Genomic DNA, 14,189 nt, shown 5'->3' on the forward strand with positions numbered 1-14,189 from the left:
CGTCCCCCGCAGGCGATCCGACCGGGTGCGCGGGCACCTGCGCCCCGGGGGTGGGTGGCGGGTGGCGGACGGGATCAAGGACCTGCCGCGGGGTCCCGCTCCTCGCCGCCGCCCGTGTCCGCCGCCATGCCCGTATTCGTATCCGTATCCGCAACGTACGGCTCCGGCTCCGGCTCGGCGGTGAGCGATTCCGGCGCGGCGTCGGCCGTACCGCTCCGTCCCGTCACCTGGTCCGGGTCCCTGTCCTGGAGCTGAGGCACACTGTTCTGCTCCGGATGGGCTCGTTCCAGGAAGCGGAGCAGTTCGACCGGGAACGGCAGCACCAGTGTGGAGTTCCGCTCCGCGGCGACGGCGACCACGGTCTGCAACAGCCTCAGCTGGAGAGCCGCGGGCTCCTTCGACATCTCGCCCGCCGCCTGAGCGAGCTTCTTCGACGCCTGGAGCTCCGCATCGGCGTTGATCACCCGGGCCCGGCGCTCACGGTCGGCCTCCGCCTGCCTCGCCATGGAGCGCTTCATGGCCTCGGGCAGGGAGACATCCTTGATCTCGACCCGGTCGATCTGCACACCCCACCCCATGGCCGGGCTGTCGATCATCAGCTCCAGCCCCTGGTTGAGTTTCTCCCTGTTGGAGAGCAGATCATCGAGGTCGCTCTTGCCGATGATCGAGCGGAGCGATGTCTGGGCCATCTGGGAGACGGCGAACCGGTAGTCCTCGACCTCGATGATCGCGTTCGCCGCCTCGATCACCCGGAAGTAGACGACGGCATCGACGCGGACGGTGACATTGTCCCTGGTGATGCCCTCCTGCGCGGGGACGGGCATGGTCACGATCTGCATATTGACCTTGTGCAAGCGATCGACCAGGGGGACGACCATGGTGAAGCCGGGACGCCGGACTTCTCCGTGCAGCCGCCCGAGCCGGAAGACGACGCCTCGCTCGTACTGCTTCACCACTCGGGCCGCCGCCGTCGCGTAGACCGCGGCACCGGACACCGCCGCCACTCCCGCGATCACCAGTTCCTCGATCATCAGGGCACCCGCTTCCATCCAGGCGAACCGCACAAAATGCCCAATAACACGGTATGCCTGTGATGCCCAGTGAGGCCAGGGGCGACGGATTCACTCAACGACCGATTCGCGGCCCCATGGGCCCGCGCGCTACACGGGGCGGGCCCGTATCCAGGTGCCGTCATCCGTCAGACAACGGTCCACCACCAGGCCCGCCTCACCCAGACACCGTTCGAACTCCTCCTCCGTCAGCGGGCGGGAGAGGAAGGTCTGAGTCCAGGTGGCGTCAGGAAATATGTACTCGGCGTACACGGAGAACGCCCCTTCGCCGACCGGCTCCGATGACACGATGCGGACCGTGTAGCCGGAGGGATCGACCCGCTCCCTGGGGAGGTTGGTGTGCCAGTCCGCGCCCTCACGCTGGATGAGCACACAGCCGTCGTCCGCGACATGGGTCCGGCAGACCCGCAGCAGAGCGTCACGCGCCGCGGGCGTACTGGTGTGCACCAGAAAGGACGCCAGCAGAACCACATCGAAGGTTTCGCCGAGCGCCAGCTCCTCGATCGGCGCGCATATCGTGCGCCGCGCGCCGTGTACCCGCGCCAGCATCTCGGGGGATTCGTCCACCGCGGTGACGGTGAATCCCCGTGCCAGCAGGGGATGGGTCACCCGGCCCACCCCGCTGCCCAGTTCGAGAATGCTCGCCCCGGCCGGCACCGCGCCCTCGATGATCTCCGGCTCATTGCCCACGGGCAGGCGATCGTACAGCTCGACGGCACATCCATCAGGGGTGATCGCCCCTGGTCCGGTGCCTCGGTGCCCCTCGCGCATCCGTCCGCTCATGGTGTGAAGAACGGCCGGGTCCCGGCGCGCGTTCCCGTGTCTCGCGCGCACACCGCGTGATGGACACCCACACGGCGAAAATCGGCCACGGTGACGTTCCGGGATGCACAGGAGAGGCATCCTGGAAGTGGAGAGGCGACCGTATGCGTACCGGGAGTGAACCAGCGACCGCGCGCAGTGCACTGCGGATGCGGCTCTGGCTCGGCCTCTGGGGCCTGGCCTGGACCGCGGCGGGCACCGCGGGATTCGCGCTGGCCGGGTACCCGGGGTGGGCTGCGCTCTGCGGAGCGCTGCTGCTGATCGTCATCGTGGATCTGGTGGTGGTGATCCGCCATATCCGCCAGGGACCGCACTACCAGCCCGGACGCGACATTCCGCCGTACGAACCCGTCCACGACGAGCGCCCACCGCACCGCCGGGGGTCTGACAATCCCTGAGCGGCGTCGGTCATTCCTCGGCGTCGAAACGCGCGGCCTGGAGATACTCCGGTTTCGGATCCAGCGCGGCGGCCAGCCTGAAGTGGCGTTTCGCCTGTTCGGGCCGGGCGGTCCGCTCATAGGTACGGGCCAGGGCGAAGTGCGCGAACGCGTTGTCCGGCTCGCGTTCCAGGACGAGCTCGAACTCCAGCTCGGCAGGGCGCAATTGCGCTGCCGCGAAGAAGGCGCGGGCTCGCAGCAATCGGGCGGCCGTGTTCTCGGGGTGGGCCGCGATGACGGAGTCCAATAGCTTCACGGCACCACGCGGGTCCCGCGCGGCCAGCAACTGCTCCGCCGCGCGGTAGTCGATGACATGGGTCTCCGGGCTGCTTTCGGGCACGGCTGAATCCTTCCCCTCACTGCGTGTTCCCAACACTGGTCCCGGCACGGTTGTTCCACGAGCCGCGATCACGGACACGGGAGACGGACAACGACAGGGATGGGACGGGCCGAACGGACATGAGGTCCACCCGGGACCGAGCGGACGGGTGATCCGGTCGTACCGAAGCCGTGAGGCGTCTCAGAAGACCGGCAGCGCCAGGGCGATTCCGATGGCCGTGAGCATCGCCCCCGCCACCACGAAACCCCCGTCGACACCGGTCCGGCGGTGTCCGTCCACGACGACATCGCGGGGGTCGCCGGGGTCGTACGCGAGCCGGATGCTCCGCCCCTCGGCCAGGGGCACCGGGGAAGGGATCTCCATGAGCCGCCCGTCAGCGGTCTCGAAGGCCAGCAGCACGCGCTCCGCCCCTGGCGGCACCGGCTTCACCAGCGCGATGGCGAAATGGCCGGATCTCGCGATACGGCGGGTCTGCCGCAGGCCGTACACCCCGGCGAGGGCGGCGATCAGGCCGCCCGCCAGAGTGAAGGCCGCGAATACGATCTGCATCGGAGCGATGGTAGTGCCGCCCGCGTCCACACCAGGGTGCTGTTGACGCGGGTCTGACGCGAGCGGGTGCCGGTGATCTCTACCGTGCCGCCCGGCGCGTCAACTCCGTCCAGACTGTGCGCACCTGGGGCTCCAGATCCTCCAGCGGACCGTCATTGTCGATGATCAGATCGGCGATGGCCCGGCGCTGCTCCCGGGTCGCCTGCGCGGCCATTCTCGCCCGTGCGTCGGACTCCTGCATTCCGCGCAGGCCGACCAGTCGCTTCAGTTGGGTCTCGGGGGCAGCGTCGACGACGATGACCAGGTCGTAGAGGCTTGCCAGGGCGTTCTCGGCGAGCAGCGGCACATCGTGGACCACCACCGCGTCCGGGGCAGCCGACCGCTCCAGCTCATCGGAGCGCGCACGGACCAGGGGGTGCACAATCGCGTTGAGGGCCGCCAGCTTGTCGGGGTCGGCGAAGACCAGTGAGCCCAGTGCGGGCCGGTCCAGGGTGCCCTCCGCCCTGAGGATCCCGGTGCCGAATGCCTCGACGACCGCGGCGAGTCCAGGAGTGCCCGGCTCGACCACCTCTCGGGCGATCTTGTCGGCGTCGATGAGGACCGCCCCGTACGACTCGAGCAGACGGGACACTTCGCTCTTGCCGGCGCCGATTCCACCGGTCAGGCCCACGGACAGCATGATGGGCAGCTTAATGCCCGGGCCCGGGCGGAAACAGCGCCGCCGGGGATCCCACCCGATCGCCCGCGCGCCGCTGTCGTTCAGGGCCGGACCGGAATCAGCTGTCGCCTTCTCGTTCGGCGAGGAAGCGCTCGAATTCGAGGCCGATCTCATCGGCGGACGGCAGATCCACGGCCTCCGCGACCAGATTTCCCCGGGTCTCGGCGCCCGCCATGGCGTCGTACTGATGCTCAAGGCCCTGGACGAGCGCGACAAGCTCCTCGTCACCCTCGCCGATCTGGCGTTCGATCTCATTCTGCGTACGGTGCGCCTCGGTGCGCAGCGCATGGGCCACACTCGGGAGCACCAGGCCGGTCGCGGCTGTGATCGCCTCCAGGGCGGTCAGCGCGGCATCCGGGTAAGCGGAACGGGCCACATAGTGCGGCACATGGGCGGCTACGCCGAGTACGTCGTGGCCGGCTTCCATCAGGCGGTACTCGATCAGCGACTCCGCGCTGCCCGGCACCTGGGCCTCGTCGAACGGGCTGCGGTGGCCGGGGGTGAGGTCGGTGCGGTTGCCGTGCGGGGTGAGACCGACCGGACGGGTGTGCGGAACGCCCATGGGGATGCCGTGGAAGTTGACCGAAAGGCGTACTCCGAGGCGCTCCACGATCTCGGCGACCGCTGCGGCGAAACGCTCCCACTCCACATCCGGCTCGGGGCCCGAGAGGAGCAGGAAGGGGGCGCCTGTGGCGTCCTGGACCACCCGGACCTCGATCGCGGGGGTCTCGTACGCCGCCCAGCGGTCGCGCTTGAAGGTCAGAAGCGGGCGGCGGGCCCGGTAGTCGACGAGCCTGTCGTGGTCGAAGCGGGCCACCAGTTGGTGCGGCAGCGATTCGAGCAGGTTGTCGACGATCTGGTCGCCGGTCTCACCCGCGTCGATGTATCCGTCGAAGTGGTACAGCATGACAAGACCGGCCGAGTCCTGTGCGAGCGCCATGTCGACGACCGCGAGGCCCTTCGGCTCCCATTCATACAATCCCTGCGGATCCAGCACGATTACCGCTCCTCCTCGTGTTCACAGGTGACAACACGCGGTAACGCACGGGCATTCCCGCCTCACGGGTCGCCCGCGCGGCCGGAGGGGCCCGGAATGCCCAGGAGATTCGTACGCGCGAGGCCGTCTCAGCGGGAGGCGGCTCCGGTCTCCGCTCCCGCTGGATTCCCCGCCACTGACGCGGCAAGGCCCGCCCCCCGGAGGGAGCGGGCCTTGCTTCAGCTATCCGTCAGCCGGTGCGCGTGTCAGCTCTGGCCGCCGGCCAGCTTCTCACGCAGGGCGGCGAGCGCCTCGTCCGACGCCAGGGCGCCGGAGTTGTCGTCCGACTCCGAGGAGTAGGAACCGCTGGCGGGCGCGGCGGCCGGAGCGGCGGTGCCACCCTCGGCAGCAGCGGCCTCGTCGGCCTCGCGGGACTTGATGACCTGGGCCTGGTGCTGCTCGAAGCGCGTCTGCGCCTCGGCGTACTGGGTCTCCCACGCCTCGCGCTGGGTCTCGAAGCCCGGCAGCCAGTCGTTGGTCTCCGGGTCGAAGCCCTCGGGGTAGATGTAGTTGCCCTGGTCGTCGTAGGACGCGGCCATGCCGTACAGGGTCGGGTCGAACTCGACCGAGGCCGGGTCGGCACCGAAGGACTCGTTGGCCTGCTTCAGCGAGAGGCTGATGCGACGACGCTCGAGGTCGATGTCGATGACCTTGACGAAGATCTCGTCGTTGACCTGGACGACCTGCTCCGGGATCTCCACGTGGCGCTCGGCCAGCTCGGAGATGTGGACCAGACCCTCGATGCCCTCGTCGACGCGGACGAACGCACCGAACGGAACCAGCTTGGTGACCTTGCCGGGAACGACCTGGCCGATCTGGTGCGTACGGGCGAACTGCTGCCACGGGTCTTCCTGCGTCGCCTTCAGCGACAGGGAGACACGCTCGCGGTCCATGTCGACGTCGAGAACCTCGACGGTGACTTCCTGGCCGACCTCGACAACCTCGGACGGGTGGTCGATGTGCTTCCAGGACAGCTCGGAGACGTGCACGAGACCGTCGACGCCACCCAGGTCCACGAAGGCACCGAAGTTGACGATCGAGGACACGACGCCGGAGCGGACCTGCCCCTTCTGGAGGGTGGTGAGGAAGGTCTGGCGAACCTCGGACTGGGTCTGCTCCAGCCAGGCACGGCGGGACAGGACCACGTTGTTGCGGTTCTTGTCCAGCTCGATGATCTTGGCCTCGAGCTCCTTGCCCACGTAGGGCTGGAGGTCGCGGACACGACGCATCTCGACCAGGGAGGCGGGAAGGAAGCCGCGCAGGCCGATGTCGAGGATGAGGCCGCCCTTGACGACCTCGATGACGGTACCGGTGACGATTCCGTCTTCTTCCTTGATCTTCTCGATGGTGCCCCAGGCACGCTCGTACTGGGCGCGCTTCTTCGAGAGGATCAGGCGGCCTTCCTTGTCCTCCTTCTGAAGGACCAGGGCCTCGATCTCGTCGCCGACCTTGACGACCTCGTTCGGGTCGACGTCGTGCTTGATCGAGAGCTCGCGGCTCGGGATGACACCTTCGGTCTTGTAACCGATGTCGAGCAGGACCTCGTCCCGGTCGACCTTCACGATGACGCCGTCGACGATGTCGCCGTCGTTGAAGTACTTGATCGTCTCGTCGATCGCGGCGAGGAAGGCTTCCTCGTTACCGATGTCGTTGACCGCTACCTGCGGAGTGGCGGTGGTCTCGGTGCTGCTCGTCATGTGGGAAAGGGCTCCGGTACGGACATTGAAGTCGTAGGTACTGCTACGCCGTGAGCCCGTATCGCAGCTGCAGAAGACCGGACAGCCTAGGAAGCGCCCAACCCGGATCGATGTCCCCGGGAAACCCGAAAACATCAGCCCGAAGGCGCCTCGTGAACCGAGGGGACATACATACAGATGCGAGCGCGGCCTGCTCTGTCTGAGGCACGCAGGCCCGCAGCGCAACTTGTAGCATACGGGGGCAGCGGTGGACGGTCAATGCGCGAAGGCGCACACCCGGGGCGGATCGCCACATATCCGGCACAACTCGTGTTTGTGAAGGCCATCATGGCCGCGATCGGCAGCGGCTGGACGCGCGAAACGCAAACTACAACGACGGTGAAGATGAGCCAATACAGCATGGAACCCGAGCCCGAGGCGACCCGCCGTCACGCGGGGGACACCGAGAGCAGCCGCGCGAGCCGTGTGTGGTGGGACGGGAACGCCGACGACTACCAGAACGAGCACGGCGGCTTTCTGGGGGATGATCGTTTCGTCTGGGGGCCCGAAGGGCTCGACGAGGCCGATGCGGCCCTGCTGGGGCCGGCCGCGTCCCTGAAGGGGCTGGACATTCTGGAGATCGGGGCCGGGGCGGCTCAGTGTTCCCGCTGGCTGGCCGCGCAGGGGGCGCGTCCGGTGGCGCTCGATCTCTCCCACCGCCAGCTTCAGCATGCCCTGCGGATCGGCGCGGACCTTCCGCTGGTGGAAGCGGATGCCACGGCGCTGCCGTTCGGTGACGGTTCCTTCGATCTGGCCTGTTCCGCCTATGGGGCGGTGCCCTTCGTCGCCGATTCGGTGAAGGTGTTCACCGAGGTGCGCCGGGTGCTGCGGCCCGGCGGGCGCTGGGTCTTCTCGGTCACCCATCCCGTGCGCTGGGCCTTCCCGGACGAACCGGGACCCGAGGGGCTGAGTGTGGCGGCCTCCTATTTCGACCGCACCCCTTATGTGGAGCAGGACGAGCAGGGGCGCGCCCTCTATGTCGAGCACCACAGGACGATCGGCGACCGGGTCCGGGACGTGGTGGCGGGCGGCTTCCGGCTGATCGACCTGGTCGAGCCGGAGTGGCCGGCGTGGAACAGCCAGGAGTGGGGTGGCTGGTCGCCGCTGCGGGGGAATCTGATCCCGGGCACCGCGATCTTCGTCTGCGTCCGGGACTGACGGTTCTTTCCGTGAGGGTCGGCCAGGCCCGGTTTCTCTCCTTGGATGTCGGGTGCGGCCGGTTCTTCCATGGAGGGGGTCGGGCGGGGCCGGCCGGCCCGTCGGTCGGTCGGCCGGCCGGTCGGTCGGTCGGTCGGTCGGTCGGGATTTGTCATACGAGCGGATGAACGGCTCACCCCTGTGGACAGTGCGGAACACGGGTCGCGGGGACGTATGACACTGAGTGCATGATCCGAACCGACGCACTCGACCGCCTGCCGGTCCGCGATGCCGTCCCCGAGCTGCTGGCCGCGGTCGACCGGCGCGGTACCGCCGTGCTGCACGCGCCCCCGGGCACGGGCAAGACCACTCTGGTGCCGCTGGCGCTGGCCGGTCTGACCGGAGCGGGCCCGCGGCGGCGGGTGCTCGTCGCCGAGCCGAGACGGATGGCGGTCCGGGCGGCGGCCCGGCGCATGGCGTGGCTGATCGGCCAGGAGGTCGGGGAAGCGGTCGGCTACACCGTCCGCGGCGAGCGCCGTACGGGCCCGGCGACCCGGGTCGAGGTGGTCACCACCGGAGTACTGCTCCAGCGACTGCAGCGCGATCCGGAGCTGGCGGGCGTGGATGTGGTGCTGCTCGACGAATGCCATGAGCGGCATCTGGACGCGGACACCGCGCTGGCCTTCCTGGTCGATGTACGGGCCACCCTGCGCCCCGAGCTGAAGCTGATCGCGGCTTCGGCGACGAGCGACGCGGAGGCATGGGCCGGGCTGCTGACCGTGCTGGACGATTCGGGCCCGGCTCCGGTGGTGCGCGGCAGGGGTGAGGGCCACGGCACCGAGCCGCTCTTCGCACCGCCGCCGAGCGGGATCCGGCCGGCGCACGGCACCTGGGTGGACCCGGCACTGCTGCGGCATGTCGCGGCGACGGTGCGGACGGCACTCGCCCGGCACGAGGGGGATGTCCTCTGCTTCCTTCCGGGTACGGGCGAGATCGCCCGTACGGCGGGAATGCTGGAGGGTGTGGACGCGGAGGTGCTGCAGCTGCACGGCCGGGCACCGGCCGCCGTGCAGGACGCGGTACTGCGGGGCGGGGATGGCGGGCGGCGCCGGGTGGTGCTCGCCACCTCGGTGGCCGAATCCAGTCTGACCGTGCCCGGTGTGCGGGTCGTCGTCGATTCCGGGCTGGCTCGGGAGCCCAGGATGGATCATGCGAGAGGTCTCGGTTCGCTGACGACCGTGCCGGTCTCGGCGGCGGCCGCCGAGCAGCGCCGCGGGCGGGCCGGTCGGGAGGCTTTCGGCACCGTGTACCGCTGCTGGACGGCGGCGGACGATGTACGGCGCGCTCGCTTTCCGTCGGCCGAGATCCGGATCGCGGATCTGACCTCCTTCGCCCTGCGGGTGGCCTGCTGGGGGGATCCGTCGGCGGCCGGGCTGGCGCTGCTGGACCAGCCGCCCACCGGGGCGATGGCCGCGGCGGGTGCGGTGCTGACCGCGATCGGCGCGGTGGACGCCGACGGCCGGGTGACCGAGCGGGGCGTTCGGATGTCCCGGCTCGGGGTGCACCCGCGTCTCGCGCGGGCCCTTGTGGACGGCGCGCCGTCGGTGGGCGCACGCCGGGCGGCGGAGGTGGTCGCGCTGCTCAGCGAGGAGCCGCCCCGGGAGTACGGGGACGATCTCGCGGGCGCCTGGCGCACCGCGCGGCGTGGCGGGGACGGCTATGGGGCGCGCTGGCGGTCCGAGGTCCGACGGCTCGCCTCCGCACTGCCGGCGGCCGCGGGCACGGGGGACGACCGGCAGGCGGCGGGTTCGGGAGATGACGCGGTCGCCGGGCTGATCACCGCGTTCGCCTTTCCGGAACGGGTGGCGCGGGCCCGTGGGGAGGGGGCGTTTCTCATGGCTTCCGGGACCGGTGCCGAGGTGGGCGCGGGGTCCGGGTTGCGGGGCGCGCCCTGGCTCGCGGTCGCGGTCGCTGACCGGCCGGCGTCGGCGGCCTCCGCACGGGTGCGGCTGGCCGCGGTGATCGACGAGGAGACCGCGCGCGGGGCGGCAGCCCATCTGCTGTCGTCGGGCGAGGAGGTGCGCTGGGAGAGCGGGGATGTGGTGGCCCGGGAAGTACGGCGGCTTGGGGCGATCGAGCTCACCGCGCGCGGGCTGCGGGGCCCGGAGCCCGCGCTGGTGAGAGAGGCGTTGCTGGAGGGCCTGCGGCGGGAGGGGCTCGGTTTGCTCCACTGGACGCGCGATGCCGAAGGGCTTCGGGAGCGGCTGGCCTTTCTCCATCGGGTGAGGGGCGCCCCATGGCCGGATGTCTCGGACGCGGCGCTGCTGGAGCGTGCTGCGGAGTGGCTGGAGCCGGAGCTGTCCCGTGCGCGGCGGCGGGCCGATCTGGGGCGGATCTCCGCCGGGCAGTCGTTGCAGCGGTTGCTGCCGTGGGCGGGCGGTGAGGCGGCGCGGCTGGACGAGCTGGCGCCGGAGCGGCTGGAGGTGCCGAGTGGTTCGCGGATACGTGTCGGGTACGGCGGTGAGCAGCCGGTTCTGGCGGTGAAGCTCCAGGAGGTGTTCGGGCTGCGGGAGACACCGGTGGTCGCCGGGGTCCCCGTGCTGGTGCATCTGCTCTCGCCAGCGGGCAGGCCGGTGGCGGTCACCGCCGATCTGGCCTCGTTCTGGAGGGAGGGCTATCGGTCGGTGCGGGCGGAGCTGCGCGGCCGGTATCCGAGACATCCCTGGCCGGAGGATCCCGCGACGGCGGTGGCGACCCGCCACACCAGTGCGCGGCAGGCCGCCCTGGGCGGTGGGGGCGGCGGCCGCGCCGGGGGTGGTGGTGCGCAGGGCGGCTCCGGGCCGGGTTCGAGGTCGGGGTCGGGGTCGGGGTCGGGGTCGGGGTCGGGAAATGGTTCGGCTCCTGGTTCAGGGTTCGGGCGGGCCGGAGGAGGCGGCGGGTCGGGCCGACGGGGCTGAGCGGCGACAGGGTGGTGCCCTCCCGACCGCGCGCACGGCCGAGAGGGGGCAGCCAGGAGAGGGGGCAGGCGATTCCCGCGAGCCGGAGAAAGGGGGAGAGCGAGTGGACAGAGCGGCGGAACGCGCGCGGCGGGGTGGTTCGCGGGAGCGGGGCCGCCGACAGCATCTGTCAGGCGGGAGCCGGATCGGATCGGCTGGGGAGCCGGGTGCGAGTGCGGACCGGGACCGACGGCCGGGACCGGGGGGCCGGGACCGGATCGAGTGGGGAGCCGGGTGCGAGTGTGGAGCGGAGCCAGGGCCGGGGGCGGGTCTGAGGCCGGGGGCGAGTGCGGGGCCGGTGCCGGGGGCCGGTGCCGGGGGCGGGTCTGAGGCCAGGGCCGACGCCCGGGGCCGGGGGCGGGTCTGAGGCCGTAGCGGCCCGGGCCCGGGCCGCTACGGCGGCGGTCGCGGGGCCCCGGGGCAGGGTGAGGGGGAGCAGTGCGCCGCCGGGGAGGAGAGCGCTCCGGGGCAGACCAATGGCGCCGCCCCTCCGCCGATGAACGGGGAAGGGGCGGCGAATGTAGGAGGAGGTGGTGGTGTGAGGATCAGCCGGCGGGGGTCTCCGGAGCGGGCGGCGCTTCCACCGTGAGCGCGATGTTGATGCTCACGCCGCCGACGGCGGTGAGCTGGAGCCGGAAGGTGCCCAGCTCGTCACCGGCGAAGAGCTTCGGGAGCCTGAGCACTCCGTCGGCGTCCGTCTTGAGGCCCGTGAGGGTGCGGATGATCTTGCCGTCCGCGTCCTTGCCGAAGGAGGGGCCCTTGTCGTTCTCGACCGGGTTCGCGGTGTCGGTGATCAGCGCGGCCGTGATCTCGACACCGGCGGCGACGGCGTTCTGGTAGGCGGCCTTGACCTCGACGAAGTCGGCGAACTCCGTGCCGGGAGCGGCGATCAGGGGCTTGTCGTTGACGCGGACGAGGTTGTCGGCGGCGCGTGCGGTCACCTTGGCGGCGAAGTTGACCGAAGGCAGGCCGCGACCCACGGCGGTGGCCCGGACCTTGAAGGAACCGGTCTTCTCGCCGGCCTTCAGCACGGGCGCGATGGCCTTGCCGTCGGCGCCGGTCAGAACGACGGCACTCGTCTTGCCACCGGGGAAGCGGGCCTCGGTCGCACCGATGATCTCGAAGCGGATCTCCTGCTTCGAGACACCGCGGCCCTTGGAGTCCTCCGCCCGGACCGCGGGCCGGTGGGCGAAGTCGCGCCCGGCCATGGTGGTCAGCTCGGCGGCGCCCTCGACCTCGACGGAGGTGGCGGGCGGCGGGGTCGGCGGGGTGACGGGCGGCTTGGTCGGGGGCTTCGTCGGCGGAGTGGTCGGCTTCGACGGCTTCCCGGGCTTGGCCGGCGGCTTGGGCTTCGCGCTCGTGGGCGGCTTCGTCTTGGGCGGGGTGGCGCCCTGGGGCCCGGCCGGAGGACTGTCGGGAGTGCTGGTGTCGGGGAGCACACCCTCGCCGTCGGGCACTTGGTGGGTGCCGCGCTTGTAGAACTCGAACCATGAGAGGACGGTGTTCAGATACTCCCGCGAGCGGTTGTAGCTCAGGATCGCCTGGTCGAGATCGTGCTTCTTGGTGAGGTCGCGGTCGCCCGCGCAGAGGTAGCGGCCGGCGGCGAGGGCGGCGTCGTGAATGTTGTTGGGGTTCTTCACCCCGTCGCCGTTGGCGTCCTGCCCCCAGGTCGCCCAGGTGGAGGGGATGAACTGCATCGGGCCGACCGCGCGGTCGTGGGTGGTGTCGCCGTCGAACTCGCCGTTGTCGGTGTCGGAGATATTGGCGAAGCCGACACCGTTGAGGACCGGGCCCAGAATCGGGGAGAAGGTGGTGCCATTGGCGTCGACCTTGCCGCCGCGCGCCTGGCCCGACTCCACCTTGCCGATGCCGGCCAGCAGTTGCCACGGGACACGGCAGGCGGGGTCCGATGCCTGGATGGTCCGCTCCGCCTCCTTGTAGGCGGTGAGGACGGTGGCCGGTATGCCCGACTCCGCCGACCCGGTCGTCGCGGGCAGGTTGATCGAGGCGTTCGGCCCGTTGGGCGTGCGGAGGGTCGGGAGATCGGTGTAGTACGGGGAATCGCCGGTGGCGGAGGTCTCCGAGTCCGAGGCCGTGTCGGGAGCTCCGTTGCCGGTGGCGTCGCCACCCCCGAAGTCGGCGTGGGTGATACCCGGCGCCTGCGAGGCGGAGAGCGCCGCGACGGCGGCCGCGGCCACCGCAGTGGTGGTGGCTCCCCGGCGCAGCCGTCGGCCGAATTGCGCTGCCATGCGTCCGTTCCCTCCCCGAAGGCGGCTGTCCGCGCTCCCCCGTGCTATTCCGTTCAACTCAGGCGACCCTACGTCAACTGCGCGCCCGGGAACACCAGGCCATGACCGTTATTCACCATTTCGCCACGGCGTCATCGTCCAGTGTCCGGCAGCGGCTCACGGCCCACACCGACCAGCGAACGATCAACTACCGTTCGGCAATCGCTCAATCAGCGATCAATAGGTGTCACAGAAAGGCCACGTTCCATGCCGTTCACGCTCAGCCATATCGCTGCGGTGCTGCCGGGGATACGGAGAGACGGCACCGCACGCGGTCCGCTTGTCACATCGGCCCTGGTGATGGGCTCACTCTCGCCCGACATGGCCTACTTCGCGGCCACGGTGGTTCCGGGTGCGATGCGGTTCGGACAATTCACCCATGCACCGGTCGGGGTGCTCACCGCCGATGTGGCCGTCACCACAGCTCTGGTGGCGGTGTGGGTGATGGTGCGCGACCCGCTGGTGGCCCTGCTCCCCCCGCACCGGCAGGGACAGGCGCACGGCTGGCTCCGGGGCCGCCGGATGGAGCCGGGTCCGGCGTACGCACTCCGCTTCTACGTGTCCGCGGTGCTCGGTGCGGCCACCCATGTCGTCTGGGACGCCTTCACCCACCAAGACCGCTGGGGCACCCGCCTGGTGCCGGTGCTCGGCGAGGAGGTGGCGGGGTACGGAGTCTTCACCTTTGCGCAGTACGGGTCCTCGGCACTCGCGCTCATTCTGCTCGGCTGGTTCGCCCGGTCCGCGCTCCGGCGCCGGCCGGCCTCCGGGCCGCCCCCGGGCGTGCCGGTGCTCGATGCCCGGGAACGCCGGAAGGCCGTGGCGCTGATCGGCGGATGCGTCCTGCTGGGAGCAGTCGTGCGATGCGTGGTCTGGCTGATCGGCCGGGACCCGGCGAGATCACCGCTGGACGCCATCCCGACCCTCTGTTTCGGGGCCGGGGCGGGCCTGGTGGCCGGTCTGGTGATCCACGGCGCGGCGATGCGGCTGCGCGACCGGACCCCGCAGCGGGTCTGAGGAGGCTCCCCGGGGGGGGCCGGGCTCACGCTCCGGTGGCGGACCC

General features: G+C 70.6%; 12 protein-coding genes. 4 read left to right on the forward strand and 8 right to left on the reverse strand.

All coding sequences use genetic code 11. The features are described from left to right. Positions 1 to 74 precede the first annotated feature (74 nt). The gene (locus AAFN69_RS25220; RefSeq protein ID WP_347731082.1) at positions 75 to 1,031 is read right to left on the reverse strand and encodes a slipin family protein; all 957 of its coding nucleotides are present in this window, start codon (positions 1,029 to 1,031) and stop codon (positions 75 to 77) included. A gap of 129 nt (positions 1,032 to 1,160) precedes the next feature. Further along, positions 1,161 to 1,853, reverse strand: coding sequence for a class I SAM-dependent methyltransferase (locus tag AAFN69_RS25225; RefSeq protein WP_347731020.1), 693 nt, complete (start codon positions 1,851 to 1,853; stop codon positions 1,161 to 1,163). 143 nt (positions 1,854 to 1,996) lie between these two features. Here AAFN69_RS25225 and AAFN69_RS25230 point away from each other — a divergent pair, with 143 nt between their 5' ends. Further along, the gene (locus tag AAFN69_RS25230; RefSeq protein ID WP_347731021.1) at positions 1,997 to 2,290 is read left to right on the forward strand and encodes a DUF6343 family protein; all 294 of its coding nucleotides are present in this window, start codon (positions 1,997 to 1,999) and stop codon (positions 2,288 to 2,290) included. Positions 2,291 to 2,300: 10 nt separating this feature from the next. Here AAFN69_RS25230 and AAFN69_RS25235 read toward each other — a convergent pair whose 3' ends face one another. The 5 genes from AAFN69_RS25235 to rpsA form a co-directional block, all read right to left on the reverse strand. Further along, entirely contained in the window at positions 2,301 to 2,669 is a 369-nt protein-coding gene (locus tag AAFN69_RS25235) for a tetratricopeptide repeat protein (protein WP_347731022.1), read from the reverse strand. A 180-nt stretch (positions 2,670 to 2,849) separates the two neighbouring features. After that, entirely contained in the window at positions 2,850 to 3,218 is a 369-nt protein-coding gene (locus tag AAFN69_RS25240; protein ID WP_347731023.1) for a DUF3592 domain-containing protein, read from the reverse strand. Between the two features lie 79 nt (positions 3,219 to 3,297). Further along, on the reverse strand, positions 3,298 to 3,897 hold the full coding sequence (gene coaE / locus AAFN69_RS25245) for a dephospho-CoA kinase (protein ID WP_347731024.1): 600 nt from the start codon (positions 3,895 to 3,897) through the stop codon (positions 3,298 to 3,300). 97 nt (positions 3,898 to 3,994) lie between these two features. Then, complete coding sequence (locus tag AAFN69_RS25250; protein WP_347731025.1) at positions 3,995 to 4,933, reverse strand: PAC2 family protein; 939 nt, start codon at positions 4,931 to 4,933, stop codon at positions 3,995 to 3,997. A gap of 245 nt (positions 4,934 to 5,178) precedes the next feature. After that, complete coding sequence (gene rpsA, locus AAFN69_RS25255; RefSeq protein ID WP_347731026.1) at positions 5,179 to 6,669, reverse strand: 30S ribosomal protein S1; 1,491 nt, start codon at positions 6,667 to 6,669, stop codon at positions 5,179 to 5,181. 399 nt (positions 6,670 to 7,068) lie between these two features. Here rpsA and AAFN69_RS25260 point away from each other — a divergent pair, with 399 nt between their 5' ends. Both AAFN69_RS25260 and hrpB read left to right on the forward strand, forming a co-directional pair. After that, the gene (locus AAFN69_RS25260; protein ID WP_347731027.1) at positions 7,069 to 7,866 is read left to right on the forward strand and encodes a class I SAM-dependent methyltransferase; all 798 of its coding nucleotides are present in this window, start codon (positions 7,069 to 7,071) and stop codon (positions 7,864 to 7,866) included. Positions 7,867 to 8,093: 227 nt separating this feature from the next. Further along, entirely contained in the window at positions 8,094 to 10,802 is a 2,709-nt protein-coding gene (gene hrpB / locus AAFN69_RS25265) for an ATP-dependent helicase HrpB (RefSeq protein WP_347731028.1), read from the forward strand. A gap of 584 nt (positions 10,803 to 11,386) precedes the next feature. On the opposite strand, the gene AAFN69_RS25270 is transcribed toward hrpB, so the two are convergent. Beyond that, complete coding sequence (locus AAFN69_RS25270) at positions 11,387 to 13,090, reverse strand: lytic transglycosylase domain-containing protein (protein ID WP_347731030.1); 1,704 nt, start codon at positions 13,088 to 13,090, stop codon at positions 11,387 to 11,389. Between the two features lie 246 nt (positions 13,091 to 13,336). On the opposite strand from AAFN69_RS25270, the gene AAFN69_RS25275 reads away from it, so the two are divergent. Further along, positions 13,337 to 14,143: a DUF4184 family protein gene (locus AAFN69_RS25275; RefSeq protein WP_347731031.1), complete on the forward strand. Its 807-nt coding sequence runs from the start codon at positions 13,337 to 13,339 to the stop codon at positions 14,141 to 14,143. Positions 14,144 to 14,189 lie beyond the last annotated feature (46 nt).

Origin of the sequence: Streptomyces sp. CAU 1734 (assembly GCF_039888735.1) — a bacterium.
GTDB lineage: Bacteria > Actinomycetota > Actinomycetes > Streptomycetales > Streptomycetaceae > Streptomyces.

Excerpts from the sequence above, each read along its gene's own strand:
- AAFN69_RS25230 (WP_347731021.1), top strand. The coding sequence starts at position 1,997 with ATGCGTACCGGGAGTGAACCAGCGACCGCGCGCAGTGCACTGCGGATG.
- AAFN69_RS25220 (WP_347731082.1), bottom strand. The coding sequence starts at position 1,031 with ATGATCGAGGAACTGGTGATCGCGGGAGTGGCGGCGGTGTCCGGTGCC.
- coaE (WP_347731024.1), bottom strand. The coding sequence starts at position 3,897 with ATGCTGTCCGTGGGCCTGACCGGTGGAATCGGCGCCGGCAAGAGCGAA.
- AAFN69_RS25270 (WP_347731030.1), bottom strand. The coding sequence starts at position 13,090 with ATGGCAGCGCAATTCGGCCGACGGCTGCGCCGGGGAGCCACCACCACT.
- AAFN69_RS25275 (WP_347731031.1), top strand. The coding sequence starts at position 13,337 with ATGCCGTTCACGCTCAGCCATATCGCTGCGGTGCTGCCGGGGATACGG.
- hrpB (WP_347731028.1), top strand. The coding sequence starts at position 8,094 with ATGATCCGAACCGACGCACTCGACCGCCTGCCGGTCCGCGATGCCGTC.
- AAFN69_RS25240 (WP_347731023.1), bottom strand. The coding sequence starts at position 3,218 with ATGCAGATCGTATTCGCGGCCTTCACTCTGGCGGGCGGCCTGATCGCC.
- AAFN69_RS25260 (WP_347731027.1), top strand. The coding sequence starts at position 7,069 with ATGGAACCCGAGCCCGAGGCGACCCGCCGTCACGCGGGGGACACCGAG.
- rpsA (WP_347731026.1), bottom strand. The coding sequence starts at position 6,669 with ATGACGAGCAGCACCGAGACCACCGCCACTCCGCAGGTAGCGGTCAAC.
- AAFN69_RS25225 (WP_347731020.1), bottom strand. The coding sequence starts at position 1,853 with ATGAGCGGACGGATGCGCGAGGGGCACCGAGGCACCGGACCAGGGGCG.